General features: G+C 58.9%; 27 protein-coding genes. 7 read left to right on the plus strand and 20 right to left on the minus strand.

Annotation, left to right across the window (positions count from 1 at the left end; genetic code table 11):
* Window positions 1-124 precede the first annotated feature (124 nt).
* A complete protein-coding gene (locus DBY73_RS02770) occupies window positions 125-532 on the plus strand; it encodes a MarR family transcriptional regulator (protein WP_112009695.1) in 408 nt (135 codons plus the stop codon).
* Here DBY73_RS02770 and DBY73_RS02775 read toward each other — a convergent pair.
* Window positions 529-1,416 carry a LysR family transcriptional regulator gene (locus tag DBY73_RS02775; RefSeq protein WP_112009696.1) on the minus strand — a complete coding sequence of 296 codons (888 nt, stop codon included), beginning with the start codon at window positions 1,414-1,416 and terminating at the stop codon, window positions 529-531. The two genes, DBY73_RS02770 and DBY73_RS02775, sit on opposite strands and share 4 nt — an antisense overlap.
* 107 nt (window positions 1,417-1,523) lie before the next feature.
* Between DBY73_RS02775 and DBY73_RS02780 the strand changes: the two genes are divergently transcribed.
* Window positions 1,524-2,732 carry an MFS transporter gene (locus DBY73_RS02780; RefSeq protein WP_112009697.1) on the plus strand — a complete coding sequence of 403 codons (1,209 nt, stop codon included), beginning with the start codon at window positions 1,524-1,526 and terminating at the stop codon, window positions 2,730-2,732.
* On the plus strand, window positions 2,729-3,106 hold the full coding sequence (locus DBY73_RS02785) for a DUF4440 domain-containing protein (RefSeq protein WP_112009698.1): 378 nt from the start codon (window positions 2,729-2,731) through the stop codon (window positions 3,104-3,106). Before DBY73_RS02780 ends, DBY73_RS02785 begins: the two co-directional genes overlap by 4 nt.
* A 52-nt stretch (window positions 3,107-3,158) precedes the next feature.
* On the opposite strand, the gene rpoS is transcribed toward DBY73_RS02785, so the two are convergent.
* Entirely contained in the window at window positions 3,159-4,151 is a 993-nt protein-coding gene (rpoS, locus tag DBY73_RS02790; RefSeq protein WP_013098493.1) for an RNA polymerase sigma factor RpoS, read from the minus strand.
* Between the two features lie 59 nt (window positions 4,152-4,210).
* Entirely contained in the window at window positions 4,211-5,290 is a 1,080-nt protein-coding gene (gene nlpD, locus DBY73_RS02795; RefSeq protein ID WP_258458359.1) for a murein hydrolase activator NlpD, read from the minus strand.
* Between nlpD and DBY73_RS22260 the strand changes: the two genes are divergently transcribed.
* Window positions 5,232-5,363, plus strand: coding sequence for a peptidase (locus DBY73_RS22260; protein WP_258458360.1), 132 nt, complete (start codon window positions 5,232-5,234; stop codon window positions 5,361-5,363). The two genes, nlpD and DBY73_RS22260, sit on opposite strands and share 59 nt — an antisense overlap.
* Window positions 5,364-5,456: 93 nt before the next feature.
* On the opposite strand, the gene DBY73_RS02800 is transcribed toward DBY73_RS22260, so the two are convergent.
* The 11 genes from DBY73_RS02800 to cysG all read right to left on the minus strand — a co-directional run bounded on the left by DBY73_RS02800 (window position 5,457) and on the right by cysG (window position 14,248).
* Complete coding sequence (locus DBY73_RS02800; protein ID WP_112009700.1) at window positions 5,457-6,083, minus strand: protein-L-isoaspartate(D-aspartate) O-methyltransferase; 627 nt, start codon at window positions 6,081-6,083, stop codon at window positions 5,457-5,459.
* On the minus strand, window positions 6,083-6,838 hold the full coding sequence (gene surE / locus DBY73_RS02805; protein WP_112009701.1) for a 5'/3'-nucleotidase SurE: 756 nt from the start codon (window positions 6,836-6,838) through the stop codon (window positions 6,083-6,085). Before surE ends, DBY73_RS02800 begins: the two co-directional genes overlap by 1 nt.
* Complete coding sequence (truD, locus tag DBY73_RS02810) at window positions 6,819-7,868, minus strand: tRNA pseudouridine(13) synthase TruD (protein ID WP_112009702.1); 1,050 nt, start codon at window positions 7,866-7,868, stop codon at window positions 6,819-6,821. Before truD ends, surE begins: the two co-directional genes overlap by 20 nt.
* Window positions 7,865-8,344, minus strand: coding sequence for a 2-C-methyl-D-erythritol 2,4-cyclodiphosphate synthase (ispF, locus tag DBY73_RS02815; RefSeq protein WP_112009703.1), 480 nt, complete (start codon window positions 8,342-8,344; stop codon window positions 7,865-7,867). The genes truD and ispF overlap by 4 nt, the downstream gene beginning before the upstream one ends.
* Window positions 8,344-9,054 carry a 2-C-methyl-D-erythritol 4-phosphate cytidylyltransferase gene (gene ispD / locus DBY73_RS02820; RefSeq protein ID WP_112009704.1) on the minus strand — a complete coding sequence of 237 codons (711 nt, stop codon included), beginning with the start codon at window positions 9,052-9,054 and terminating at the stop codon, window positions 8,344-8,346. The genes ispF and ispD overlap by 1 nt, the downstream gene beginning before the upstream one ends.
* Before the next feature lie 19 nt (window positions 9,055-9,073).
* Window positions 9,074-9,385, minus strand: coding sequence for a cell division protein FtsB (ftsB, locus tag DBY73_RS02825; RefSeq protein WP_003862095.1), 312 nt, complete (start codon window positions 9,383-9,385; stop codon window positions 9,074-9,076).
* 165 nt (window positions 9,386-9,550) lie between these two features.
* Window positions 9,551-9,874 (minus strand): DUF3561 family protein, encoded by a 324-nt coding sequence (locus DBY73_RS02830; RefSeq protein WP_112009705.1) that lies wholly within the window; start codon window positions 9,872-9,874, stop codon window positions 9,551-9,553.
* A 58-nt stretch (window positions 9,875-9,932) separates the two neighbouring features.
* Window positions 9,933-10,538 (minus strand): adenylyl-sulfate kinase, encoded by a 606-nt coding sequence (gene cysC / locus DBY73_RS02835; protein WP_112009706.1) that lies wholly within the window; start codon window positions 10,536-10,538, stop codon window positions 9,933-9,935.
* Window positions 10,538-11,962, minus strand: coding sequence for a sulfate adenylyltransferase subunit CysN (cysN, locus tag DBY73_RS02840; RefSeq protein ID WP_112009707.1), 1,425 nt, complete (start codon window positions 11,960-11,962; stop codon window positions 10,538-10,540). Before cysN ends, cysC begins: the two co-directional genes overlap by 1 nt.
* A 9-nt stretch (window positions 11,963-11,971) precedes the next feature.
* Window positions 11,972-12,880 carry a sulfate adenylyltransferase subunit CysD gene (cysD, locus tag DBY73_RS02845; RefSeq protein ID WP_112009708.1) on the minus strand — a complete coding sequence of 303 codons (909 nt, stop codon included), beginning with the start codon at window positions 12,878-12,880 and terminating at the stop codon, window positions 11,972-11,974.
* Between the two features lie 9 nt (window positions 12,881-12,889).
* Window positions 12,890-14,248: a siroheme synthase CysG gene (gene cysG / locus DBY73_RS02850; protein WP_112009709.1), complete on the minus strand. Its 1,359-nt coding sequence runs from the start codon at window positions 14,246-14,248 to the stop codon at window positions 12,890-12,892.
* A 239-nt stretch (window positions 14,249-14,487) separates the two neighbouring features.
* Here cysG and DBY73_RS02855 point away from each other — a divergent pair, with 239 nt between their 5' ends.
* The gene (locus DBY73_RS02855) at window positions 14,488-15,531 is read left to right on the plus strand and encodes an aminopeptidase (RefSeq protein WP_112009710.1); all 1,044 of its coding nucleotides are present in this window, start codon (window positions 14,488-14,490) and stop codon (window positions 15,529-15,531) included.
* A 55-nt stretch (window positions 15,532-15,586) separates the two neighbouring features.
* On the opposite strand, the gene cysH is transcribed toward DBY73_RS02855, so the two are convergent.
* The 3 genes from cysH to cysJ form a co-directional block, all read right to left on the minus strand.
* Window positions 15,587-16,321, minus strand: a complete 735-nt coding sequence (gene cysH, locus DBY73_RS02860; protein ID WP_112009711.1) for a phosphoadenosine phosphosulfate reductase — start codon at window positions 16,319-16,321, stop codon at window positions 15,587-15,589.
* Window positions 16,322-16,410: 89 nt separating this feature from the next.
* Window positions 16,411-18,123, minus strand: a complete 1,713-nt coding sequence (gene cysI, locus DBY73_RS02865) for an assimilatory sulfite reductase (NADPH) hemoprotein subunit (protein ID WP_112009712.1) — start codon at window positions 18,121-18,123, stop codon at window positions 16,411-16,413.
* The gene (cysJ, locus tag DBY73_RS02870; protein ID WP_112009713.1) at window positions 18,123-19,928 is read right to left on the minus strand and encodes an NADPH-dependent assimilatory sulfite reductase flavoprotein subunit; all 1,806 of its coding nucleotides are present in this window, start codon (window positions 19,926-19,928) and stop codon (window positions 18,123-18,125) included. Before cysJ ends, cysI begins: the two co-directional genes overlap by 1 nt.
* Before the next feature lie 304 nt (window positions 19,929-20,232).
* Between cysJ and queD the strand changes: the two genes are divergently transcribed.
* A complete protein-coding gene (queD, locus tag DBY73_RS02875; protein WP_181573196.1) occupies window positions 20,233-20,598 on the plus strand; it encodes a 6-carboxytetrahydropterin synthase QueD in 366 nt (121 codons plus the stop codon).
* Between the two features lie 28 nt (window positions 20,599-20,626).
* Here queD and queE read toward each other — a convergent pair whose 3' ends face one another.
* From queE to DBY73_RS02890, 3 genes are read right to left on the minus strand one after another with little or no spacing between them, the layout of a single operon-like run.
* A complete protein-coding gene (gene queE, locus DBY73_RS02880) occupies window positions 20,627-21,298 on the minus strand; it encodes a 7-carboxy-7-deazaguanine synthase QueE (protein WP_112009714.1) in 672 nt (223 codons plus the stop codon).
* 54 nt (window positions 21,299-21,352) lie between these two features.
* Complete coding sequence (locus tag DBY73_RS02885; protein WP_112009715.1) at window positions 21,353-22,060, minus strand: N-acetylmannosamine-6-phosphate 2-epimerase; 708 nt, start codon at window positions 22,058-22,060, stop codon at window positions 21,353-21,355.
* Entirely contained in the window at window positions 22,057-23,619 is a 1,563-nt protein-coding gene (locus DBY73_RS02890) for a maltose/glucose-specific PTS transporter subunit IIC (protein ID WP_112009716.1), read from the minus strand. The genes DBY73_RS02885 and DBY73_RS02890 overlap by 4 nt, the downstream gene beginning before the upstream one ends.
* Window positions 23,620-23,785: 166 nt before the next feature.
* On the opposite strand from DBY73_RS02890, the gene DBY73_RS02895 reads away from it, so the two are divergent.
* The gene (locus tag DBY73_RS02895) at window positions 23,786-24,610 is read left to right on the plus strand and encodes a MurR/RpiR family transcriptional regulator (RefSeq protein WP_112009717.1); all 825 of its coding nucleotides are present in this window, start codon (window positions 23,786-23,788) and stop codon (window positions 24,608-24,610) included.
* The last annotated feature ends 44 nt before the right edge of the window (window positions 24,611-24,654 follow it).

The raw sequence follows: 24,654 nt of genomic DNA on the forward strand, positions 1-24,654 counted from the left end.
TACTCATATGAAGATGGTGGCAAGATCGTTCGTGCACGATCGCATTGAATGCTAAAAAATGCCGCGTTAAATTCCTGCTGATAAGCGGCTATGATAGTGGGCTATTTTTTCCGTCGGAGTGGTCATGGAGCTAAGACAAGAAGCGTTCCACCTGTTACGTCAGCTATTTCAGCAGCATACCGCGCGGTGGCAGCACGCCCTGCCGGACCTGACCAAGCCGCAGTACGCGGTGATGCGATCGATTGCCGAGAATCCGGGCATTGAGCAGGTTGCCCTAACTGAAGTGGCGGTAAGCACCAAAGCGACGCTGGCCGAGATGCTGAGCCGCATGGAGGCGCGCGGGCTGGTTAAGCGCGAGCACGATCCGGCAGATAAACGCAGGCGGTTTGTTTTTTTAACCCCCGAAGGCGAAGCGCTGCTTGAAAGCCGTAAATCTATTGGTAACAGCGTGGACGAGGCCTTTCTCGGACGGCTCAGCAAAGAGGAACAGGCGCATTTCACAGCGCTTATCAAAAAAATGATGCAGCCCTAGCTCACCCGCGCGCGCATGAAATCGATAAAAGTACGTACCTTCGCCGACACGTGCCGGGCATCCGGGTAGACGGCATAGATCCCCTGGGGCGCAAATTCATAATCCGGCAGGACGGCCACCAGCTCGCCGGAGTCCAGCGCGTCTTGTACCAGCCATTCGGGCAAAAGCGCGACGCCGCATCCGGCCAGCGCAAAGGCCATCAGCGACTGGGCGCTGTCTGCAAACAGGCGAGGGGGCTGTTTTATGTCCAGAACCGCTTTTTCCCCGTCCCTCCCCCTCACCTGCCAGCGCAGCGTCGCGGATAAGCGTTCATGAATGATCCACTCTGCCTCTGCCAGCGCTTCAAGCGAGTCAACGTGATGCATTTTCAGCCAGCCAGGGGACGCCACCGGCAGGATCGTAAATTGCGAAATCAGCGCCGCGTGGTAGCGGGAATCGGCAAGCGTGCCCAGCCGAATGGCGACGTCGAAACGCTCTGAAATCAGATCCGCATGCAGGGACGACGAGGCGTGCCGCACGCGCAGCTCGGGATGCAGAAGGCTGAACTCGGCCAGCAGAGGCACGACAACCCGGGAACCATACTCGGGCGTAGTGGTGATGCGTAATTCTCCCTTCAGACCCGCGTGGTTTGCGCGCACCTCGTCCTGCAGGTTTTCAGCATCCTTCAGCAGCGCGGCGCTTCGCAGATGAAAAAGCGAGCCGGCCTCGGTGAGCGTCAGGCGTCGGGTGGAGCGCAGCAGCAGCGTGACGCCCAGCTCGGCTTCAAGCTGGCGAATATTGAAGCTCACCACCGCTTTCGTTAGCCCCATCGCGTCTGCCGCCGCGGTGAAACTGCCCGTATCCACGACCGCTGCAAAAATCGCCGCGCGCTGCAAATTCAGCATTGTAGCCTCATATTCGTCAAAATTTTTTTGACAGTATATCGCTGATTGGCACGTTTATCCGCCACGCGCCGCCCGATACGATACGCCACCTTATGGGAGGATCATTTATGACGTATCGCACCAGGGTCGCGGCCGTATTCCTGCTGGGCTTCTTTCTCGACCTGATCAACATGTTTATTGCCAGCGTCGCCTTTCCGGCGATGGGCCAGGCGCTTCACGCTACGCCCGCGTCGCTCGCCTGGGTGAGCAATGGCTATATTGCCGGGCTAACGCTGGTTATTCCGTTTAGCGCCCTGCTGGCGCGCCTGCTGGGACCCAAGCGCACGATCTTACTCTCGCTTTTTCTGTTTAGCGCGGCGTCCACCGCGGCGGGGCTGGCAACCTCGCTCGACAGCCTGATTGCCTGGCGCGTGGTTCAGGGGCTGGGAGGCGGGCTGCTGATCCCGGTTGGGCAGGCGCTGGCGTGGCAGCAGTTCAGGCCGCACGAGCGCGCCAGGCTCTCCTCGGCGGTGATGCTGGTTGCCCTGCTGGCACCGGCATGTTCCCCCGCGATCGGCGGGCTGCTCGTGCAGACACTGGGCTGGCGGTGGATCTTTTTTGTGACTCTTCCCGTCGCCGCGGTGACGTTTGCGCTGGCCTGGCTGTGGCTCAGCGCTGAAAAGCCTGAGAAGGCACCTTCGCGCCTGCTGCATCTTCCGCTGCTGAAGGATCCGCTGCTGCGGTTCTCGATGCTGGTGTACCTCTGCGTGCCCGGCATGTTCATCGGCGTGAACGTGGTGGGGATGTTCTACCTGCAAAGCGTCGCCGGGCTGACGCCAGCGGAAACGGGCATGCTGATGCTGCCCTGGTCGCTGGCATCCTTTGTGGCAATTACGGCGACGGGACGCTACTTTAACCGCACGGGCCCCCGCCCGCTGATTGCCCTCGGCTGCCTGCTGCAGGCCGCGGGGATTTTACTGCTGATGAACGTCGGGCCGGAAACGGCGCGCGCGCTGGCCGTTCTGGCCTTTGCGCTGATGGGCATCGGCGGCAGCCTGTGCAGCAGCACGGCGCAAAGCAGCGCGTTTTTGACCATTCCACACGCGGAGATGCCCGACGCCAGCGCGCTGTGGAACCTCAATCGCCAGCTCAGCTTTTTTATGGGCGCCCTGCTGCTGGCAGAGCTGCTGAGCCTGACGCAAGGCTATCTGCCGCCGTCGAGCGCGTGGCGCTGGACGTTTATTTTCGCAGCCGGCGTGACGTTACTGCCCCTGCTGCGCGTTTTCCATCTTAATAACCCGACGATACTGATGCAGATTCGACAGGAGAAACCATGACAAGCTATGAAAAAGAGATTCTGGACGTCCACGTTGCGCTGGAAAACTGGCTCGGGGAGGGCGAAGGAGATATGCACGCGCTGCTTGCGCGCTTTCGGCCAGACTTTCTGATGATTCCGCCGGGGGGAGTCCATATTGACCATGCCGGGCTGGCCAGCTTTCTTGATAGCCAGCGCGGCAGCCGCCCCGGCCTGAAGATTGTGGTTGATGAATTAACGACGCTTCAGGCGTGGGACAAGGGCGCGGTGCTGCACTACAGAGAGACGCAAACGCGGCCAAACCTGCCCGTCAACGTGCGCTGGTCCACTGCCGTGCTGAATGAGGAAGGCGATAACATCGCGTGGCGACTGCTGCACGAGACGGCCCAGCCGTAGCGCAAAAGAAAAAGGCCCGTCTCACGACGGGCCTTTTTTGACGAAAGGGTGCTTATTCGCGGAACAGCGCTTCGATATTCAGACCTTGCCCCTGCAGAATTTCACGCAGGCGGCGCAGACCTTCAACCTGAATCTGACGAACGCGTTCACGGGTCAGGCCAATTTCGCGGCCGACGTCTTCCAGCGTTGCAGCTTCATACCCCAGTAAACCGAAACGACGTGCCAGCACTTCACGCTGTTTGGCGTTCAGTTCGAACAGCCATTTAACGATGCTCTGCTTCATGTCATCGTCCTGCGTGGTGTCTTCCGGGCCGTTGTCTTTTTCATCGGCCAGGATGTCCAGCAGCGCTTTTTCGGAGTCGCCACCCAACGGGGTGTCAACCGAGGTAATGCGCTCGTTGAGACGCAGCATACGGCTTACGTCATCAACCGGTTTATCGAGCTGTTCGGCAATCTCTTCGGCGCTTGGCTCGTGGTCCAGCTTATGGGACAACTCGCGCGCGGTACGCAGATAGACGTTCAACTCTTTGACGATGTGGATCGGCAGTCGAATCGTACGGGTTTGGTTCATGATTGCCCGTTCGATGGTCTGACGAATCCACCAGGTCGCGTAGGTTGAGAAGCGGAACCCGCGTTCCGGGTCAAACTTCTCAACTGCGCGGATGAGACCTAAATTACCCTCTTCAATCAGGTCCAGCAGAGCCAGACCACGATTGCCGTAGCGGCGGGCAATCTTCACGACCAGACGCAAGTTACTTTCAATCATGCGACGGCGCGAGGCAACATCACCACGCAAAGCACGACGTGCGAAATAGACTTCTTCTTCGGCCGTTAACAGTGGGGAGTAACCAATCTCCCCAAGGTAAAGCTGAGTCGCGTCCAGTACACGCTGTGTGGCGCCCTGCGATAACAGCTCTTCTTCAGCCAAATCGTTATCACTGGGTTCCTCTTCTACTAAGGCTTTTTCGTCAAAAGCCTCTGCTCCGTTCTCATCAAATTCCGCATCTTCATTTAAATCATGAACTTTCAGCGTATTCTGACTCATAAGGTGGCTCCTACCCGTGATCCCTGAACGAGACACCCCGGCTGGCATGCCCCGTCAAATTATCGCTGCGGCAAATACTGCAGCGGGTTTACGGATTTCCCCTTGTAACGAATTTCAAAATGCAAGCGTGTAGAACTGGTTCCGGTGCTACCCATGGTAGCGATTTTTTGCCCCGCCTTAACTTCTTGTTGTTCCCGGACCAGCATTGTGTCGTTATGGGCGTAGGCACTCAGGTAATCATCGTTATGTTTGATGATAATAAGATTACCGTAACCGCGAAGCGCATTACCGGCATACACTACGCGACCGTCTGCAGTCGCAATAATTGCCTGTCCTTTGCTTCCTGCGATATCGATCCCTTTATTCCCCCCTTCAGAGGTAGAGAAGTTTTCGATAACTTTGCCGTCGGTTGGCCAGCGCCATGAAGATATAGACGCGCTGGACATCTGACTGCTTGCAGTCGGTTGGGAAGAGCTAACCACAGGTGCCGTAACCGGTGCTGTGACAACAGTCGCAGTACCTTTATTATTCGGCAACATTTTGTTAGCACTCTGATCACCTGAATCCTCAGAATACGTAATTACAGGTTGCGAAGCAACAGCCGTGGTGGTTTTTTGTGCAGGCTTGACGCTGTTATTTTGCGCGGTCACGTCTGCCGCCGAGACGGTGTTGCCTGGCGTGAGCGGCGTACCCGTCGCGTTGCCAACCTGAAGCGTTTGCCCCACTTCCAGGCCATACGGGGCCTGGACGTTATTGCGCTGCGCCAGGTCACGGAAATCGTTCCCGGTGATCCAGGCGATATAGAACAGCGTGTCGCCGCGCTTCACGGTGTAGGTGCTGCCGCCGGTATAGCTTCCTTTCGGAATGTTCCCATACTTGCGGTTATACACTATGCGGCCATTTTCGGTCTGAACAGGCTGTTGTACTGGCTGAATCTGCGTTGGCTGCGTAACAGGTGTCTGTACAGGCTGGATCTGTGGCATTTGCTGCGCCTGGGGCGTTGAGGTGCCCATTTTCGGCGGAGGCGTAATGAGCATTCCACTGGACGTGTTACCCGAGCCGCTATTTCCGCCGACGGAGCTGACCGGCGCAGGCGTGTTATTGGAACTTGTACAGCCCGCCAGCCAGAGCGAAACCAGTGACAGTGCCGCCACGCGGCTGATGGTGAATTTTGGGCTTCCCGCGCTCATTTATCCCCCAGGAATGTGTTAACTACCAGTGACTTAAAATAACCGTGATGGCACGAACCTTTTGCGCCACACCATACGCTGAATTTGCCTGAATAACCCTGGATAAATCCGAGTCTCAGGCCAGCTCTCCCTTCACGAGAGGCACAAAGCGCACGGCTTCCACGGTATCGATAATAAACTCGCCGCTGCGTCGACGAACGCGCTTCAAAAACTGATGCTCGTCCCCGACGGGCAAAACCAGAATGCCGCCGTCGTCCAGCTGCGACAGCAGCGCAGCGGGGATCTCAGGCGGTGCCGCCGTGACGATGATGGCATCAAACGGGGCGCGAGCCTGCCAACCCTGCCATCCATCACCGTGGCGTGTCGAAACATTATGTAAATCAAGTTGTTTCAGGCGACGACGCGCCTGCCACTGCAGGCCCTTAATCCGCTCGACGGAGCATACATGATGCACCAGATGCGCCAGGATCGCGGTTTGATACCCCGAGCCCGTGCCAATCTCCAGCACGCGGGACTCTGGCGTCAGTTCCAGCAGCTCCGTCATGCGCGCCACCATGTAGGGCTGTGAAATCGTCTGGCCCTGCCCGATAGGCAGCGCCACGTTCTCCCACGCCTTGTGCTCAAACGCCTCGTCAACAAACTTTTCGCGGGGAACCTGAGCGAGTGCATCAAGCACATGCTCATCGGCAATCCCCTGCGCGCGTAATTGTTCCAGAAGAGTTTGTACACGTTTGCTTACCATTACGCGTTCACCCCGACCCGCTCCAGCCAGTCCGACACCACATCATGCGCGCTATAGGCGGTTAAATCCACGTGCAGCGGCGTAACGGATACGTAGCCTTCATCAACGGCGGCAAAGTCCGTGTCCGGCCCGGCATCGCACTTCTCGCCGGGAGGGCCGATCCAGTACAGCGTGTTCCCCCGCGGGTCCTGCTGCGGGATCACCTGATCGGCAGGATGACGGCTGCCGCAGCGCGTCACGCGGATGCCTTTGATCTCGTCAAGCGGCAAATCAGGGACGTTAATATTCAGGATGCGTCCAGTGCGCAGCGGCTCGCGGCCAAGCGCGCGAAGAAGCGTGCAGGTTATCGCCGCCGCCGTGTCGTAATGGGTGTGGCCGTTGAGGGAAACCGCCAGCGCCGGGAAGCCGAGGTGACGCCCCTCCATCGCCGCCGCAACGGTGCCGGAGTAGATCACGTCATCGCCCAGGTTTGGCCCGGCGTTAATGCCGGAGACGACGATATCGGGACGCGGGCGCATCAGCGCGTTCACGCCCAAAAAAACGCAGTCGGTTGGCGTGCCCATCTGTACGGCGATATCGCCGTTATCATAGGTAAAGGTACGAAGAGACGACTCCAGGGTTAAGGAGTTGGACGCACCGCTGCGGTTACGATCGGGAGCCACGACCTGAACGTCCGCAAACTCACGGAGGTGTTTCGCCAGCGTCTGAATGCCCGGCGCGTGTATCCCATCATCGTTACTCAGCAATATTCGCATAATCACCCGACGTGTTGATAAGTTCCCTGACTACGCTGGTGGCAAAGCTACCTGCCGGCAGCCAGAAGCGTAACTCAACGGTTACGTCATCCCACCAGTTCCAGCTAAGCTGTTGCGGATAGAGCAGCATCGCCCGGCGTGCCGCGTCGACTTTTTCCCGCACCAGCAATGCTTGTAATTCCGGCATATCCGCAACGGCGGACTGCTCCGCTGCGAGCGCGTCGCCCTGCGTGCCCCAGTCGCCCGTACCGGGCAATGCGGCGGTAATCATCAGCGCTTTTGCATCCACGCGCGCCTGTACGTCGGCCATTTCCTCCGCCGTCGCCACGAACCAGCTCCCGCGTCCCGCTAATTGTAGCGCATCGCCGACAACAACTTGATTCGCGTCCGGTTTTTTCAGCCGCTCGCTCACAATCTGATTAAACAACGCGCTGCGGGCCGCCGACAACCAAAAACTGCGCTTATTCCTGTCCCGGACCGGCGCGTCGCTTTGCGCCCAGCGCAGCGCGCCGAGCAGGTTGCTGCCGCCGATACCGAAACGCTGCGCGCCAAAGTAGTTCGGCACGCCCCGCTCGCCGATAGCGCTCAGGCGCTTTTCCACGTCGTCACGGTTGGTCACTTCGCGCAGCACGAGGGTAAACGCGTTGCCTTTCAGCGCGCCCAGACGCAGCTTGCGCTTGTGGCGGGCATATTCCAGTACCTTACAGCCTTCAAGCTCAAATTTGCTTAAATCAGGCATCGCGTTGCCCGGCACGCGGGCGCAAAGCCACTGCTCGGTGACCGCATGTTTATCCTTCTGTCCGGCAAAGCTCACTTCGCGGGCGTGAATTTTCAGGAATTTCGCCAGCGCGTCGGCCACGAAGCGCGTATTGCAGCCGTTTTTCAATATCCGCACCAGGATGTGCTCGCCCTCGCCGTCCGGCTCAAACCCTAAATCTTCTACCACCACGAAATCTTCAGGATTGGCCTTCAGCAGGCCGTGCCCCTGAGGTTTGCCGTGCAGGTATGTCAGGCTGTCGAAGTCCGTCATTTGGCCGCCTTCACCAGCAGCGCCACGGCTTCACAGGCAATGCCTTCGCCGCGGCCGGTAAAGCCAAGCTTCTCGGTGGTGGTCGCTTTGACGTTAACGTCGTCCATATGGCAGCCGAGATCTTCGGCGATGAACACGCGCATCTGTGGAATATGCGGCAGCATCTTTGGGGCCTGGGCGATGATGGTGACATCGACGTTGCCAAGGGCGTAGCCCTTCGCCTGAATGCGGCGCCAGGCTTCGCGCAGCAGCTCGCGGCTGTCCGCGCCTTTAAACGCCGGATCGGTGTCCGGAAACAGCTTGCCGATATCGCCCAGCGCGGCAGCGCCGAGCAGCGCATCGGTCAGCGCGTGAAGCGCCACGTCGCCATCAGAATGCGCCAGCAGCCCTTTTTCGTAAGGAATACGCACGCCGCCAATGATAATTGGGCCAACGCCTCCAAAGGCGTGTACATCAAAACCGTGTCCAATTCGCATTATGCTTTCTCCGGAGAGGTCGAACGGGTGAGATAAAATTCCGCGAGCTGCAGGTCTTCGGGGCGCGTCACCTTAATGTTATCAGCGCGTCCTTCAACAAGCGTTGGGTGGAAACCACAATACTCAAGCGCCGAGGCTTCGTCCGTAATGGTCGCCCCTTCGGTAAGCGCGCGCGTCAGGCAGTCGTGGAGGAGTTCGCGGGGGAAAAACTGTGGCGTCAGCGCGTGCCATAGATCGACGCGCTCAACGGTGTGGGCGATGGCCCGTTTGCCAGGCTCGGCGCGCTTCATGGTGTCGCGGACCGGAGACGCCAGAATGCCGCCAACCTTGCTGGTTTCGCTCAGCGCCAGCAGGCGCGCCAAATCGTCCTGATGCAGGCACGGGCGCGCGGCGTCATGCACCAGCACCCACTGCGCGCTTTTGGCAGCACGAAGGCCAGCCAGCACGGAATCGGCGCGCTCGGCGCCGCCGTCGACGACGGTAATCTGCGGATGGTTTGCCAGCGGCAGCTGCGCGAAGCGCGCATCGCCAGGGCTGATGGCGATCACCACGTGCGTCACCCTGGGGTGCGCCAGCAGCGCAGCCACGGCGTGCTCGAGGATCGTTTTATCGCCAATAGAAAGGTACTGCTTAGGACATTCTGTCTGCATGCGCCGGCCAAAACCTGCGGCCGGCACCACGGCACATACGTCCGAAAAAGTTGCTGCCATGTCGTAATCCTGGGCCTGATTATCGATTGTTTTGTGCTGAGCCCTGATTGCGTTTAGACGCATCCGGAACCAGACGATAAAACGTTTCGCCCGGCTTAGTCATACTGAGTTCATTGCGTGCGCGTTCCTCAATCGCCTCTTGCCCGCCATTGAGGTCATCAATTTCGGCAAAGAGCTGATCGTTTCGCGCCTTAAGTTTGGCGTTTGTCGCCTGCTGAGCCGCCACGTCATCGCTCACCCGGCTATAGTCGTGCAGCCCGTTTTTACCGAACCACAGCGAGTATTGCAGCCAGACCAGCAAAGCCAGCAACAGCAGCGTTAGTTTACCCATCCTGCCCCCTGAAAAACGGCATCATCATCCCAAAACGCCCCTGGACTCTACGCCGGGGTCACAGAGATGCCGCAACATCGCGGGCAAATGTACCACATTTTTTTCGCAGAATCGCCCTGCACAATATTGCCACACGGTTGTTTACGGTTTGAATTATGGCTGAAGTTAGCCCATGAGCCACAAAAATAACAGACCAAACATCGCCACCACCGTCACAATCGTGACCACGGCGCTGTAAAGCAGCCTGCCGTTGAGGAGCGAGTGCAGCGCAATCCCTACCACGACCGCAACGGGCATCAGCGCGAGGAAGAAAGGCCAGGTATACAGAAAGAAGAACAGCGTATTACCGCCGTAGATAAGAAAGGGAATGCCCAGCGCCAGCAGCCACGAAATGAAGCCGAGCGCGGCCCCGGGGAGGGACCAGGTCGTCTCGTCTTGCGTCGTCAACGGCTCTGATCCGGTGATAATGTAGTTTTCACTGTTGCGCATAGCTAATCCTGTGACTGTGACCTATCGTCCGGGACAACGGCTCCCGAACGATACCGTCTCAGGATCTGATAATATCGTCCCGCCTGAGCAGGTCTAATAATTGGCTTACTAAATTTGTTACCAATTGTTGACCCTCCAGGTGAATCTCAGGGGAATCAGGCGCTTCGTAAACCGAGTCGATTCCGGTGAAGTTTCGCAGCTCGCCCGCCCGCGCTTTCTTATAAAGCCCTTTCGGATCGCGCGCCTCGCAGATGTCCAGCGGGGTATCGACAAACACTTCGATAAAGCGATCGCGCCCGACGCGCTCGCGCACCATCTGCCGTTCCGCACGGTGCGGCGAGATAAACGCGGTCAGCACCACCAGACCGGCATCCGCCATGAGGCCGGCAACCTCGCCCACCCGTCGAATATTTTCTTTGCGGTCTTCGTCGCTAAACCCTAAATCGCTGCACAGGCCGTGGCGCACGTTGTCGCCGTCCAGCAGGTAGGTGCTCACGCCCTGCTGGTGGAGCGCCTCTTCCAGCGCGCCCGCGACGGTGGATTTACCGGAGCCGGAAAGCCCGGTAAACCACAGCACAACCCCACGGTGGCCGTGGAGCTGTTCCCGCTGGGCAACGGTAACCGGATGAGGATGCCAGACGACGTTCTCATCGTGAGCGGCCATTACTTGCCTCCCAGCAGATCGCGTGCGCCCCAGTGCGGGAAATGCTTACGCACCAGCGCGTTCAGCTCCAGCTCAAAGGCGCTAAATTCGCCGGTTGTGGCTGCCTGCGCGTTAGGCTCGCGCACCATCCCGGCCCCCACGGTGACGTTGCTCAGCCTGTCGATAAAGATCAGCCCGCCCGTTACCGGATTTTGCGCATACGGATCGAGCACCAGCGGTTCGTCGAAGGTCAGATCCACCAGGCCAATGCCGTTCAGCGGCAGTTCGTCCACCTCGCGCTGGGTCAGGTTATTGATATCAACCTGATACTGAATACCGTCCACGCGGGCGCGGGTTTTCTTGCCCGCGATTTTGATGTCGTAGCTCTGTCCTGCGGTCAGCGGCTGCTCGGCCATCCAGACCACGTCCACGGACGCGCCCTGCACCGCCGCCAGCGTTTCGCCCGCCTCCACCAGCAGATCGCCGCGGCTAATATCAATTTCATCCTTCAGCACCAGCGTCACCGCCTCGCCCGCGCCCGCTTCCGCCAGGTCGCCGTCGAAGGTCACGATGCGCGCAATGGAGGATTCCACGCCGGACGGCAGCACCTTAACGCGCTGCCCCACCTGCACGGTGCCGGAGGCAATCGTGCCGGAGAAGCCGCGGAAGTCGAGGTTTGGACGGTTAACGTACTGCACCGGGAAGCGCATCGGCTGGGTTTCCACCACGCGCTGAATCTCGACGGTTTCCAGCACTTCCAGCAGCGTCGGGCCGCTGTACCACGGCATGTTCGCGCTCTGGGAAGCCACGTTGTCCCCTTCCAGCGCGGAGAGCGGCACGAAGCGAATGTCCAGATTGCCCGGCAGCTGCTCGGCGAAGGTCAGGTAGCTCTGGCGGATCTCGTCGAAGCGCGCTTCGCTAAACTCAACGAGATCCATTTTGTTCACCGCCACCACCAGGTGCTTGATCCCCAGCAGCGTCGAAATAAAGCTGTGGCGGCGGGTTTGATCCAGCACGCCTTTGCGGGCGTCGATCAGCAGGATCGCCAGATCGCAGGTGGACGCGCCGGTCGCCATGTTGCGGGTGTACTGCTCGTGCCCCGGGGTATCGGCGATAATAAATTTGCGCTTCTCGGTGGAGAAATAGCGGTACGCCACGTCAATGGTGATGCCCTGCTCGCGCTCGGCCTGCAGGCCGTCCACCAGCAGCGCCAGGTCGAGCTTTTCGCCCTGCGTCCCGTGACGCTTGCTGTCGTTGTGCAGGGAAGAGAGCTGATCTTCATAAATCTGGCGCGTATCGTGCAGCAGGCGGCCAATCAGGGTGCTTTTCCCGTCATCGACGCTGCCGCAGGTCAGGAAGCGCAGCAGGCTTTTGTGCTGCTGTGCGTGCAGGTACGCTTCAACGCCGCCTTCATCGGCAATTTGTTGTGCAATCGTGGTGTTCATGGCGGCTCCTTAGAAATAACCCTGGCGTTTCTTCAGCTCCATGGAGCCTGCCTGGTCGCGGTCAATCACGCGGCCCTGTCGTTCACTGGTGGTCGAGACCAGCATCTCTTCGATGATTTCCGGCAGCGTCTGCGCGCTGGATTCCACCGCGCCGGTCAGCGGCCAGCAGCCGAGGGTGCGGAAGCGCACCATGCGTTTTTTGATCACTTCGCCCGGCTGCAGGTCAATGCGATCGTCATCGATCATCATCAGCATGCCGTCGCGCTCCAGCACCGGACGCTCCGCCGCAAGGTACAGCGGCACGATCTCGATATTTTCCAGGAAGATGTACTGCCAGATATCCAGCTCGGTCCAGTTGGAGAGCGGGAAAACGCGAATGCTTTCGCCTTTGTTGATCTGGCCGTTGTAGTTGTGCCACAGCTCCGGGCGCTGGTTTTTCGGGTCCCAGCGGTGGAAGCGGTCGCGGAAGGAGTAGATACGCTCTTTCGCGCGGGATTTTTCTTCGTCACGGCGCGCGCCGCCGAAGGCCGCGTCAAAGCCGTATTTGTTCAGCGCCTGCTTCAGCCCTTCGGTCTTCATGATGTCGGTGTGCTTTGCGCTGCCGTGCACGAACGGGTTGATGCCCATCGCCACCCCTTCCGGGTTTTTATGCACCAGCAGCTCGCAGCCGTAGGCTTTGGCGGTGCGGTCGCGGAACTCGTACATCTCGCGGAATTTCCAGCCGGTATCTACGTGCAGCAGCGGGAACGGCAGCGTGCCCGGATAAAACGCTTTACGCGCCAGGTGCAGCATTACGCTGGAGTCTTTGCCGATGGAGTACATCATCACCGGGTTAGAGAACTCGGCCGCCACTTCGCGGATAATATGGATACTTTCCGCTTCGAGCTGCCGCAGGTGAGTAAGTCGTTTTTGGTCCATAACCGTTCCTTAAGCCAGAGTCACCACAGATGAACGAAGGTTCTCTGCGTCTGTTGTATGTTGAAACCAGGCGAGCGTGTCGTGCAGCTGCACCACTTCCCCGACCACGATCAGCGCGGGCATCGGGGCGTCTTTCGCCAGGGCTGCAAGATCCTGTAATGTGCCGATCGCCACGTGCTGATCGGCGCGCGTGCCGCGGGAGATCACCGCGACCGGCGTGGCCGCATCGCGACCGTGTTGAATAAGCTGGGCGCTGATGTCCGCCGCCTTCATGGTGCCCATGTAGATCGCCAGCGTCTGGCGGCTTTGCGCCAGGTGCGACCAGTCAAACGGCGCGCTGTCGGGCTTGTAATGGCCCGTCACAAAGGTGACGCTCTGGGCAAAATCGCGATGGGTGAGCGGAATACCGGCATACGCCGTGACCGCAGAGGCCGCCGTGATGCCGGGCACCACCTGGAACGGTACGCCTGCCTCGGCGGCCGCCTGCAGCTCTTCGCCGCCGCGCCCGAAGATAAACGGATCGCCGCCCTTCAGGCGCACCACGGTTTTGCCGGCTTTCGCGGCGTCTATCAGCATCTGGTTGGTATCGTGCTGCGGCACGGCGTGCTCGCCCGCGCGTTTGCCCACGCAGATTTGCTCCGCGTCGCGGCGAATAAGCTCGCGCACCCCGTCGCTGACAAGGTGATCGTAGAAAACGATATCCGCCTGCTGGATAACCTGCAGGCCGCGCAGGGTTAACAGCCCCGCGTCACCCGGCCCCGCGCCGACGAGAATAATCTCGCCCTGCACCCGTTCCGGCTGCGCCAGAGAGGCTTCCAGCACCCGTTCAGCTTCCTGCTCGTTGCCCGCCGCCATCAGGCTGGCAAAGCGCCCGCGAAAGGCGCGGTCCCAGAAGCGGCGGCGGCCATCGGTAGTTTTGACCTGAGTCTTGAGACGATCGCGAAAGCGTCCTGCCACGTCCGCCATGCGCCCAAGGCTTGCGGGCAGCAGCGCTTCAAGCTTTTCGCGCAGCAGCCGGGCCAGCACCGGCGCGTTGCCGCCGGAAGAGATAGCCACCAGCAGCGGAGCGCGATCGACAATCGACGGAAAGATAAACGAGCATAGAGGCTGGTCGTCCACCACGTTTACCAGGCGGTGGCGCGCGTTTGCCGCATCGAACACGCGGCGGTTTAGCGCGCGATCCTCGGTGGCGGCAATCGCCAGCACCACGTTGTCCAGCAGCGCGTCATGGAAGTCTTTGCCCTCAATAACCAGCACGCGTGCGCCCGCACGTCGCAAAAAGGCAATTTTGCGATCGGCGATCTCGCCCGTCCCCACAACCAGTACGGGGCGATCTTGAATAGCAGCAAAGAGAGGCAGGTAATCCACGGCGCAACAGCTCAACTAAAAATGAGGAATAGAGGGACTATAGGGGGCGGCTTAGAGCGAATGAAATTACGAATTGGAATGAGTAGTTACTCAATGGAATAACGCGATGGAAAAGCTAATGTCAAAAAGTGCTTAACGCGCGAAATTTCGGGTATTTAAGCGCAATTCAAATTGTGTAAGCGGGATCACGGTTTCATACTAAGCGAGTTAAAATTTTGCTCTGTTTTTAAGGACTCACTATGTTTTCCGCAACGCGCCACCGTATTGCTGCCCTGGCGCTCGGCGTTTGCTTTATTTTTTCCGCCCAGGCAAAAAATCAACCGTATGGTGAAATCGCCAGCCAGCAGGCGCGGCATATTGCTACCGTGTTTCCTGGCCGCATGACCGGCACGCCGGCCGAGATGCTCTCCGCCGATTATATTCGCCAGCAGTTTGCCGACATGGGCTACCAGAGCGACATTCGGGCATTCCACAGCCGCTACATTTATACCTCGCGCAATAAAACGCAGAACTGGCGCAACGTGACGGGCAGTACGGTGATTGCCGCCCATGAGGGAAAAGCGCCTCAGCAAATTATCATCACGGCACACCTGGACACCTTTGCTCCACTAAGCGATGCCGACACCGATAATAATCTCGGCGGGCTGACGCTGCAGGGAATAGACGATAACGCCGCGGGCCTGGGCGTGATGCTTGAGCTGGCCGAGCGCATGAAAAATATCCCAACGCAGTACGGCATTCGCTTTGTCGCCACCAGCGGCGAAGAGGAGGGTTCGCTCGGCGCTGAGAATCTTCTTAAGCGCATGAGCGCAGAAGAGAAGAAAAATACCCTGCTGGTGATTAATCTCGATAATTTGATCGTCGGCGATAAGCTTTATTTCAACAGCGGAAAAAGCACGCCGAACAGCGTGCGGAAATTAACCCGCGACCGGGCGCTGGCGATTGCCCGCAGCCACGGCGTTTATGCCACCACCAACCCCGGCGGTAATCCGCATTATCCAAAAGGCACGGGCTGCTGTAACGACGGGGAAGTGTTTGATAAAGCCGGCATTCCGGTGCTGTACGTGGAGGCCACCAACTGGGGGCTGGGGAAGAAAGATGGTTACCAGCAGCGCGCCAAATCGAAAGCCTTCCCGGACGGGACGAGCTGGCACGACGTCAGGCTCGATAACCAGCAGCACATTGATAGCGCGCTGCCGCAGCGCATTGAGCACCGCAGCCGCGACGTGGTGAAGGTGATGCTGCCGCTGGTGAAGGAGCTGGCGAAGGCAAAGAAAGCTTAGTGCTGCCTGATGCCCTAACCCTGACCCTCTCTCACAGGGAGAGAGGGACATGGGATCACCCTTCGTGCAGCCCGCACTCGCGTTTGAGCCCAAAGAAGCGCGTCTCTTCTTCCGCCATGCCCGGCTCCCATTTGCGCGTGGTGTGGGTGTCGCCGACCGAAAGGTAGCCCTGGTCCCAGAGCGGATGGTATTTGAGCCCGTGCTTTTGCAGGTACTGGTAAATCGTGCGGTTATCCCAGTCGATGATTGGCAGCACTTTGAATACGCCACGCTGTATCGCCAGCACCGGCAGCGTCGCCCGGCTGCCGGACTGCTCGCGGCGCAGGCCGGCAAACCACGTCTGCGCGTTCAGCTCTTTCAGCGCGCGGTTCATCGGTCCGACCTTGTTGATCTCATTGTATTTCTCAATGCCCTCAACGCCCTGCTCCCAAAGCTTGCCGTAGCGCGCCTCCTGCCAGGCCGCACTGTGTTCCGCGCGGTAAATTTTCAGGTTCAGCTTGAGCTTGTCCGTCAGCTCGTCAATAAACTGATAGGTTTCCGGGAACAGGTAGCCGGTATCGGTAAGGATCACCGGAATGTCCGGTCGAATTTGATTCACCAGATGCAGGCTCACCGCCGCCTGTATACCAAAACTTGAAGAGAGTACGTACTCTCCCGGCAGGTTTTCCAGCGCCCACGCCACGCGCCCTTCGGCGTCCAGCTTTTCCAGCTGACCGTTGGTTTCCGCCAGCGCCAGAATGCGTTCGACTTTTGGCAGTTCATTAAGGTCATTTAGATCGAGTATGGACATAGAGACCTCGTTTTTGTGTTTCCCCTCCCCCCGGCCCTCTCCCCTGAGGGGCGAGGGTGAAAAACCAGGTTAGGGTGAGGGGATTTGGGTTACTCCCAGAAATCCCTCGCGGGATCGAGCACCGGGCGAATAATGCCCGCACGCACCGTAAAGTCGCCGAAGCCTTCACCCGCTTCGCGCTCTTTCGCCCAGCGCCCGACAAGCTCGTCGATGGAGTCGAGAATTTCCGGCTCCGTGATATTTTCGCGGTACATGCGCGGGATGCGCGTGCCCATGCGGTTCCCGCCAAGGTGCACGTTATAGCGCCCCGGCGCTTTCCCAACCAGGCCCAGCTCGGCCAGCATCGCGCGGCCGCAGCCGTTCGGGCAGCCGGTCACGCGCATGACGATATGCTCTTCAGGCAGACCGTGTTTTTCCAGAATCGCTTCCACTTTATCGGTGAACGACGGCAGGAAGCGCTCGGCTTCGGCCATCGCCAGCGGGCAGGTCGGAAACGACACGCAGGCCATGGAGTTTTCACGCTGCGGCTTGACCGCGTTCATCAGCCCGTGGTCGCGCGCCAGCTTCTCGATCTGCGCCTTATCGCTTTCCGGCACGCCCGCGATAATCAGGTTCTGGTTAGCGGTAATGCGGAACTCGCCTTTATGGATCTTAGCAATTTCCAGCAGGCCTGTTTTCAGCGGACGGCCCGGATAATCCAGAATACGGCCGTTTTCAATAAACAGCGTCAGGTGCCAGTTATTGTCGATGCCCTTCACCCAGCCGATGCGATCGCCGCGGCCGGTAAATTCGTAAGGACGGATTGGCTCAAACTTGATGCCCGCGCGACGCTCCACTTCCTCTTTGAACGTCTCGACGCCGACGCGCTCAAGGGTGTATTTGGTCTTGGCGTTCTTGCGATCGGTGCGGTTGCCCCAGTCGCGCTGGGTCGTCACCACCGCTTCCGCCACGGCCAGCGTGTGCTCAAGCGGGAGGAAGCCAAACTCGCTCGCGGTGCGGGCGTAGGTTTTCTTGTTTCCGTGCTCGATGGACAGACCGCCGCCCACCAGCAGGTTAAAGCCAACCAGCCTGCCGTTTTCGGCAATCGCCACGAAGTTCATGTCGTTAGCGTGCAGATCGATGTCGTTCTGCGGCGGGATCACCACCGTGGTTTTGAACTTGCGCGGCAGGTAGGTCTGACCGAGGATCGGCTCTTCGTCCGTGGTCGCGACTTTTTCCTGATCGAGCCAGATCTCCGCGTAGGCGCGGGTGCGCGGCAGCAGGTGCTCGGAGATCTTCTTCGCCCATTCGTACGCCTCGGCGTGCAGCTCGGACTCGTACGGGTTCGAGGTGCAGAGCACGTTGCGGTTCATGTCGTTGGCGGTCGCCAGCGCGTCCAGGCCAACGGAGTGCAGCATCTGGTGCACCGGCTTCACGTTCTTCTTCAGAATGCCGTGGAACTGGAAGGTCTGACGGTTGGTCAGGCGGATGCTGCCGTAAATCGTATTTTCACCCGCAAATTTATCAATCGCCTGCCACTGTGTGGTGGTAATCACCCCGCCCGGCAGGCGGCAGCGCAGCAGCATCGCGTGGCGCGGCTCCAGCTTTTGCTCCGCGCGCTCGGCGCGGATATCGCGGTCGTCCTGCTGATACATGCCGTGGAAGCGGATCAGCAGGAAGTTGTCGCCTTTGAAACCGCCGGTCAGGCCGTCATTTAAATCTTCGGCAATGGTGCCGCGCAGGTAGTTGCTCTCTACCTTCATGCGCTCGGCATCCGTCAGTTTGCCTTCGACCACCAGTGGGCCAGGATGTTTTTCGCTCATTAGTAGACATCTCGCTGATAACGGCGCTCAACGCGCAGCTCACTTAAAAATTCATCCGCCGTTTCGGCATCCATACCGCCGAATTGGGCAATCACGTCCAGCAGCGCCTGCTCAACGTCTTTCGCCATGCGATTGGCGTCGCCGCAGACGTAAATGTGGGCACCGTCATTGATCCAGCGCCACAGCTCTGCGCCCTGTTCGCGCAGTTTGTCTTGTACGTATATTTTTTGTGCCTGGTCGCGAGACCAGGCCAGATCGATGCGGGTCAGCACGCCCTCTTTGACGTAACGCTGCCACTCAACCTGGTAGAGGAAATCTTCGGTAAAGTGCGGGTTGCCGAAGAACAGCCAGTTTTTACCGGGCGCTTCATCCGCCGCACGCTGCTGCATAAAGGCGCGGAACGGCGCGATGCCGGTCCCCGGGCCAATCATAATGACCGGCGTTTCCGGGTTCTCGGGCAGGCGGAAGTTGTCGTTGTGCTCGATAAAGACGCGCACTTCGCCCTCTTCCTCCACGCGGTCAGCCAGGAAGCTGGACGCTCCACCGGCGCGCGCGCGGCCTTCGATGTCATAACGCACGACGCCGACGGTCACGTGCACTTCGCTCTCCACTTCCGCCTGCGAAGAAGCAATGGAGTACAGGCGCGGCGTCAGCGGACGCAGCAGGCTTACCAGCGCCTCGGCATCCAGCTGCGCCGGAGAGAAACGCACCATGTCGACAATTGGCGTCGTCGCCGCATAATGCTGCAGCTTCGCCTTATCGCCCACCAGCGGCAGCAGGGACTCGCTGCGCGTTAGGGTGGCATAATTTTCGACAATGTTCGTGGTGTTGACCGTCAGCTCGAAATGCCACTGCAATGCTTCGGAAAGCGCCAGCGTTTTGCCGTCGACGGTGACCGGCTCGTCGCCCTTCAGCCACAGCAGCTCGACCAGCTCTTTCACCAGCGCCGGATCGTTCTGGTACCAAACGCCCAGCGCGTCGCCCGGCCGATAGCGCAGGCCGGAATCGCCCAGGTCGATTTCGATATGGCGCACGTCTTTTTCCGAATCACGGCCGGTAATTTTTTGATTAACGGAGAGCGTCGCGGTCAGCGGCTCTTCTTTCGTATACGGGCTGGTGTGAATGTCGTTCACCGCGCCGGCGGCGGTGACCGCCGCCTGGGCCGGCGTTTCCTGCGGCACCCGGGCTTTTAGCACGTCAACGATGCGCGCGCGCCACTCGGCGGCGGCAGGCTGATATTCGACGTCGGCGTCTACGCGGTCCAGCAGGCGTTCGGCGCCCAGCTCGGCCAGCCTGCTGTCGAAGTCTTTGCCGGACTGGCAGAAGAATTCATACGAGGTATCCCCCAGGCCAAACACGGCAAAGGCCGTGCCGTCCAGCTTTGGCGCTTTCTTCGAGAACAGGAACTTGTGCAGCGCGACGGCTTCTTCTGCGGGCTCACCTTCCCCCTGCGTTGAAGCGACCACCACCAGCAGTTTTTCTGACGCGATTTGCTTAAATTTATAATCCCCGGCGTTGACCAGGTTCACGTTCAGCTTAGCGGCCAGCAGGTCATCACGCAGCGCTTCGGCCACGCGGCGGGCGTTACCCGTCTGCGAGGCAGAGATAAGCGTAATCGCCGGGATCTCAACGGCCGCAGGAGGAGCCGACGCCACGGCGCCAGGCTGCTGGTTAAGCATTCCCCAAAAATAGCCGGACACCCAGGCAAGCTGGGTCGGTGAAAAATCAGTGGTTGCGGCCTGGAGGCGCGCCAGCTGCTCCGGGTTAAGGGGAAGCAGGTTCGAAGGTGGGGCCTGTGTCGTCATGCGTCGTTTTGTTCCAGTAGCAAAGCGGAATTTATGCAAAAAAACCAAACTAGCGATAAGGTTAACGGCGAGGATAATAACAATTAAAGAAGGGATGGAAATAATAAATAACCAAATGGACTAACCTGTTTTAGCTATCGTTCTTAACGATAAAAACGATTAAGTAATTCTATGATTTTATTGCATAAAATTGAAAAAACGCCTCACTTCGGATGCTGGTTCAGGTAAAAGCCGTTTTAGTTAATGCTAAAAAATGTACTTTCCGGTACTATGCGCCGGTTTTTTCCGCATTTTTTGAGAGTTCATGATGTCCACCACACTGTTTAAAGATTTCACCTTCGAAGCCGCCCACCACCTTCCGCATGTGCCTGAAGGGCATAAATGCGGCCGCCTGCACGGGCACTCGTTTATGGTGCGTCTTGAGATCACCGGTGAGGTCGATCCGCATACCGGTTGGATCATGGATTTTGCCGAGCTGAAGGCCGCCTTTAAGCCGACGTACGATCGGCTCGATCACTACTACCTGAATGACATCCCGGGCCTTGAAAACCCGACCAGCGAAGTGCTGGCTAAGTGGATTTGGGATCAGATGAAGCCGCTGGTGCCGCTGCTAAGCGCGGTGATGGTCAAAGAGACCTGTACGGCAGGCTGCGTGTATCGCGGAGAGTAAAAATAGCCCGGCAAAACCGGGCTTTTTTTTAGGCAATATTCAAATACTTGTGCGTCTGCATCGACAGGCGCCAGTTGCGCGCGATGCAGGTTTCAATGCACAGGCGCGTCGCGTCGTCTTTCTGGCTGATCGGCTGCAGGGCAATCACGCGCTGCTTTTCATCCGTCAGCGTTGCCAGCAGCTCGTCCAGCGCTTCGATATCGCGCACGCGGCCCACCGGATGTTTGATCTCGTCCGCGCGCTCCAGCGCCTGAGAGAGCACGTCGTACCCGCCGCGCATATTCACCTTCGGCGATACCGTCACCCAGGTAGCGTGCGAGCAGCGCACCTCGTGCGTGCCGCTGGTCTCAATCTGGCAGCTGTAGCCGTTCTTTTCGAGCAGTGCGGTCAACGGCGTGAGATCGTGAATGCACGGCTCGCCGCCGGTAATCACCACGTGGCGCACCGTCCAGCCCTGACGACCAATAATCGCCAGCAGATCTTCCGCGCTGCCCCCGCCCCACTTATCGCTCTCTTTGGTTTTCGCCAGAATGCTAAACAGCGATACTTCCCGATCTGCGAGCTTATCCCACGTATGTTTAGTATCACACCAGGCGCAGCCAACCGGGCATCCCTGTAAACGAATAAAGATTGCGGGAACGCCGGAAAAGTAACCCTCGCCTTGCAGGGTCTGGAACATCTCGTTAATCGGGTACTGCATAGTCATCTCAGTTAAGGGGATAAACGATAAGTATCGCAGATCCCCGCCTGATGATCATGCCCCATCGGTGCTTTGCGCGCCGATCGCCGCCATAAACCGCTCGGTGATCTGCTGCGGACGGGTAATCGCCCCGCCGACCACGACCGTATGCGCGCCCAGCGCGAGGCACGTCGCCGCCCGCTCCGGCGTGTCCACGTTCCCTTCCGCCACCACCGGGATCGTGACGGCCGCCAGCACGTCGCGAAGAAACGCGCAGTTATCGTCCGGCAGGGCATGGCCCTTCGTTCCTGCGGTGTAGCCGTAGAGCGTGGTGCCGACGCAGTCAAACCCCAGCGCCTGCGCCGTCGCGGCCTCTTCCACCGTGGAAATATCCGCCATCAGCAGGAGCGAGGGATAGCGGGCGCGGATTTGCGCCACCAGCGCGTCGAGCGATTGCCCGCCGGGACGCGGACGCGCCGTGGCGTCCAGGGCAATAATCTCCGGCGAGACGCCCATCAGCGCATCCACCTCTTTCATCGTCGCGGTGATAAAGACGTCACTTCCCGGATAGTCGCGCTTGATGATGCCGATAATCGGCAGCGAAACCTGCTTTTTAATCGCATCGATATCCACCACGCTATTCGCGCGGATCGCCGCGGCTCCGCCCTGCGCCGCCGCCAGCGCCATTCGCGACATAATAAACGGGCTGTGCAGAGGTTCGTTTTCCAGCGCCTGACAAGAGACGATCAGCTTTCCCTTCAGGTTATCCAGTACGGTTTTCATGACGATAAGCTCTCTTCTACTTCATTTTTGATAATTGTGACGTGCGGGCCGTAAATGACCTGAACACCGTTGCCGCGCATAATCACGCCGCGCGCGCCGGTGGCCTTGAGCGCCGCTTCATCCACCTTGCTCCCCTCCTTCACCGTGACGCGAAGGCGCGTGGCGCAGCAGTCCACCTCTTCCAGATTGTCTTTGCCTCCTAGCCCGGCAATCACGGCGGCGGCGCGTTCGCTTTGCGACAGCGCGACGTCGTCCGCCATGGCCTCTTTTTCACGGCCCGGGGTCAAGAAATTGAAGCGGTTAATCAGATAGCGGAAGGTGAAGTAGTAAAGGAAGAACCACGGCACGCCCACCAGCGGCACGAACATCCAGTGAGTTTTGGCCTCGCCCTGAAGAATGCCGAACAGCACGAAGTCAATAAATCCGCCGGAGAAGGTCTGCCCGATGGTGATGTGCAGAATATGCGCGAGCATAAACGCCAGTCCGTCAAACACCGCGTGGATGACATACAGCACCGGCGCAACGAACAGGAAGGAAAACTCAATCGGCTCCGTGATGCCCGTCAGGAAAGAGGTTAACGCCGCGGAGAGCAGCAGGCCCGCAACGCGCTTTTTGTTTTCCGGCTTTGCCGTGTGGTACATGGCAAGACAGGCGCCCAGCAGGCCAAACATCATGGTGATAAAGCGCCCGGACATGAACCGGGAGGTGCCTTCATAAAACTGGCGAGTGGTCGGGTCCGCCAGCTGGGCGAAGAAGATTCGCTGTGTGCCTTCCACCAGATGGCCGTTGACTATCTCGCTGCCCCCGAGCGCGGTAGTCCAGAAGGGAAGATAAAAAATATGGTGTAACCCAAACGGCCCAAGCATGCGCAGGATAAAGCCGTAAAGCATCGTGCCCACATAGCCCGTGGCGTCCACCAGGCCACCTAAGCCGAAAATCAGCTTCTGGAAGTGCGGCCATACCACGGTCATTGCCGCACCAACCAGGATGGCCGCCAGAGAGCTCACGATGGGTACGAAGCGGGAACCGCCGAAAAACCCCAGGAACTGAGGCAGCGCAATCTTGTTGAAGCGGTGGTGCAACGAGCAGGTCACAAGACCAATCACCACGCCGCCAAACACGCCGGTTTCCAGCGTCTGGATGCCCAGCGTCATCCCCTGCCCCACGGCGCCCGGATTTTCCAACGCCAGCTTGCCGGTCAGGATCAGCAGCGCGTTGATGGTGGCATTCATCACCAGAAATGCGAGCAGCGCCGCCAGCCCCGCGGTGCCTTTATCGTTTTTCGCCAGCCCGACCGCGACCCCCACCGCAAACAGCACCGAAAGGTTCGCAAAGACAATCGAACCCGCGCTGCTCATGATGGTAAAGATAGCCTGCAGCCAGCCGACGTCTAAAAAAGGGTACGCCGTCAGCGTGTTTGGATTCGACAATGCCCCACCGATCCCCAGCAGCAATCCCGCCGCGGGCAGTACCGCGATCGGCAGCATGAAGGATTTGCCAAAGCGCTGCGCCTTTTCAAACCATCCGCCTGAAGACGCTCCACTCAACTTTTGCATCATTTTTTTCATTCCTCTGTGTGTTGGTGGTAATTTTTATCATATAAATAATTAAAACCGAAAATTATCACCAACAACCTGGACGGAGATCATACTTTTTAAAATGACTGGCATCTTTCCCCTGCTTTCCGCCACACTAGCCAACGGAGAAACGCATTAAGGATTTTGCATGTCAGAAAATGAAAATCTGCTGCTGAGGCTGCGTCAGGAGCTCTCTGGATACAGTCCAACGCAGCAAAAACTGGGAGAGTTCGTGCTTCACGATCCGGCGCGGGTGCTCTACCTCACCATTACCGAGCTGGCGCGTGAAAGCCACACCAGCGAGGCAAGCGTAACGCGCCTGTGCCGCACGCTGGGCTGTAAGGGCTATAACGAATTTAAAATGGCGCTGGCGCTCGATATCCAGCAGGGGCAGCCCGCCCGTCAGCACGGCGATGCGATCGACAGCGCTGTCGACGAATCCGTTCAGGCGCTGCAGGACACCGCCAGGCTGCTCGACAGGGCATTACTGGAAAAAGCCGCGCTTGCGCTGCATCAGGCGCGGTCCGTGCAGATTTACGGCGTGGCCGCCAGCGCGATTCTGGGGGAGTATCTGCACTACAAGCTGCTGCGTTTTGGCAAACCGGCGCAGCTGTTTAGCGATATGCACCGTGCGGCAATGAACGCGGCTACGCTTTCTGAAGACTCGCTGGTAGTCGCGATTTCCAGCTCCGGTTCAACGCGCGATTTGCTCCACGTGGTTAAGCTGGCGCGCAAGCGTGGAGTTCCGGTGCTGGCGCTCAGCAATACGCCGCGCAGCCCGCTGGCCTCACTCTGCGATATACAGCTGGTGGCAGCCAAGCCTGAAGGACCGCTAAGCGCGGGGGCATTGAATGCAAAGGTAGGTGTGATGCTGCTGATCGAACTGCTGAGCACGTCGCTTATCGCGCTTGATGGGCACTACGGCGAGGTCAGTCAGCAGACGGCCAGCGCAACGCTGCCTCTTCTGCTTTAGGCCAGACATAAAAAAACCCGCCGAAGCGGGTTTTTTTAGAACTA

Origin of the sequence: Enterobacter sp. RIT418, from assembly GCF_003057745.1 — a bacterium.
GTDB lineage: Bacteria > Pseudomonadota > Gammaproteobacteria > Enterobacterales > Enterobacteriaceae > Enterobacter.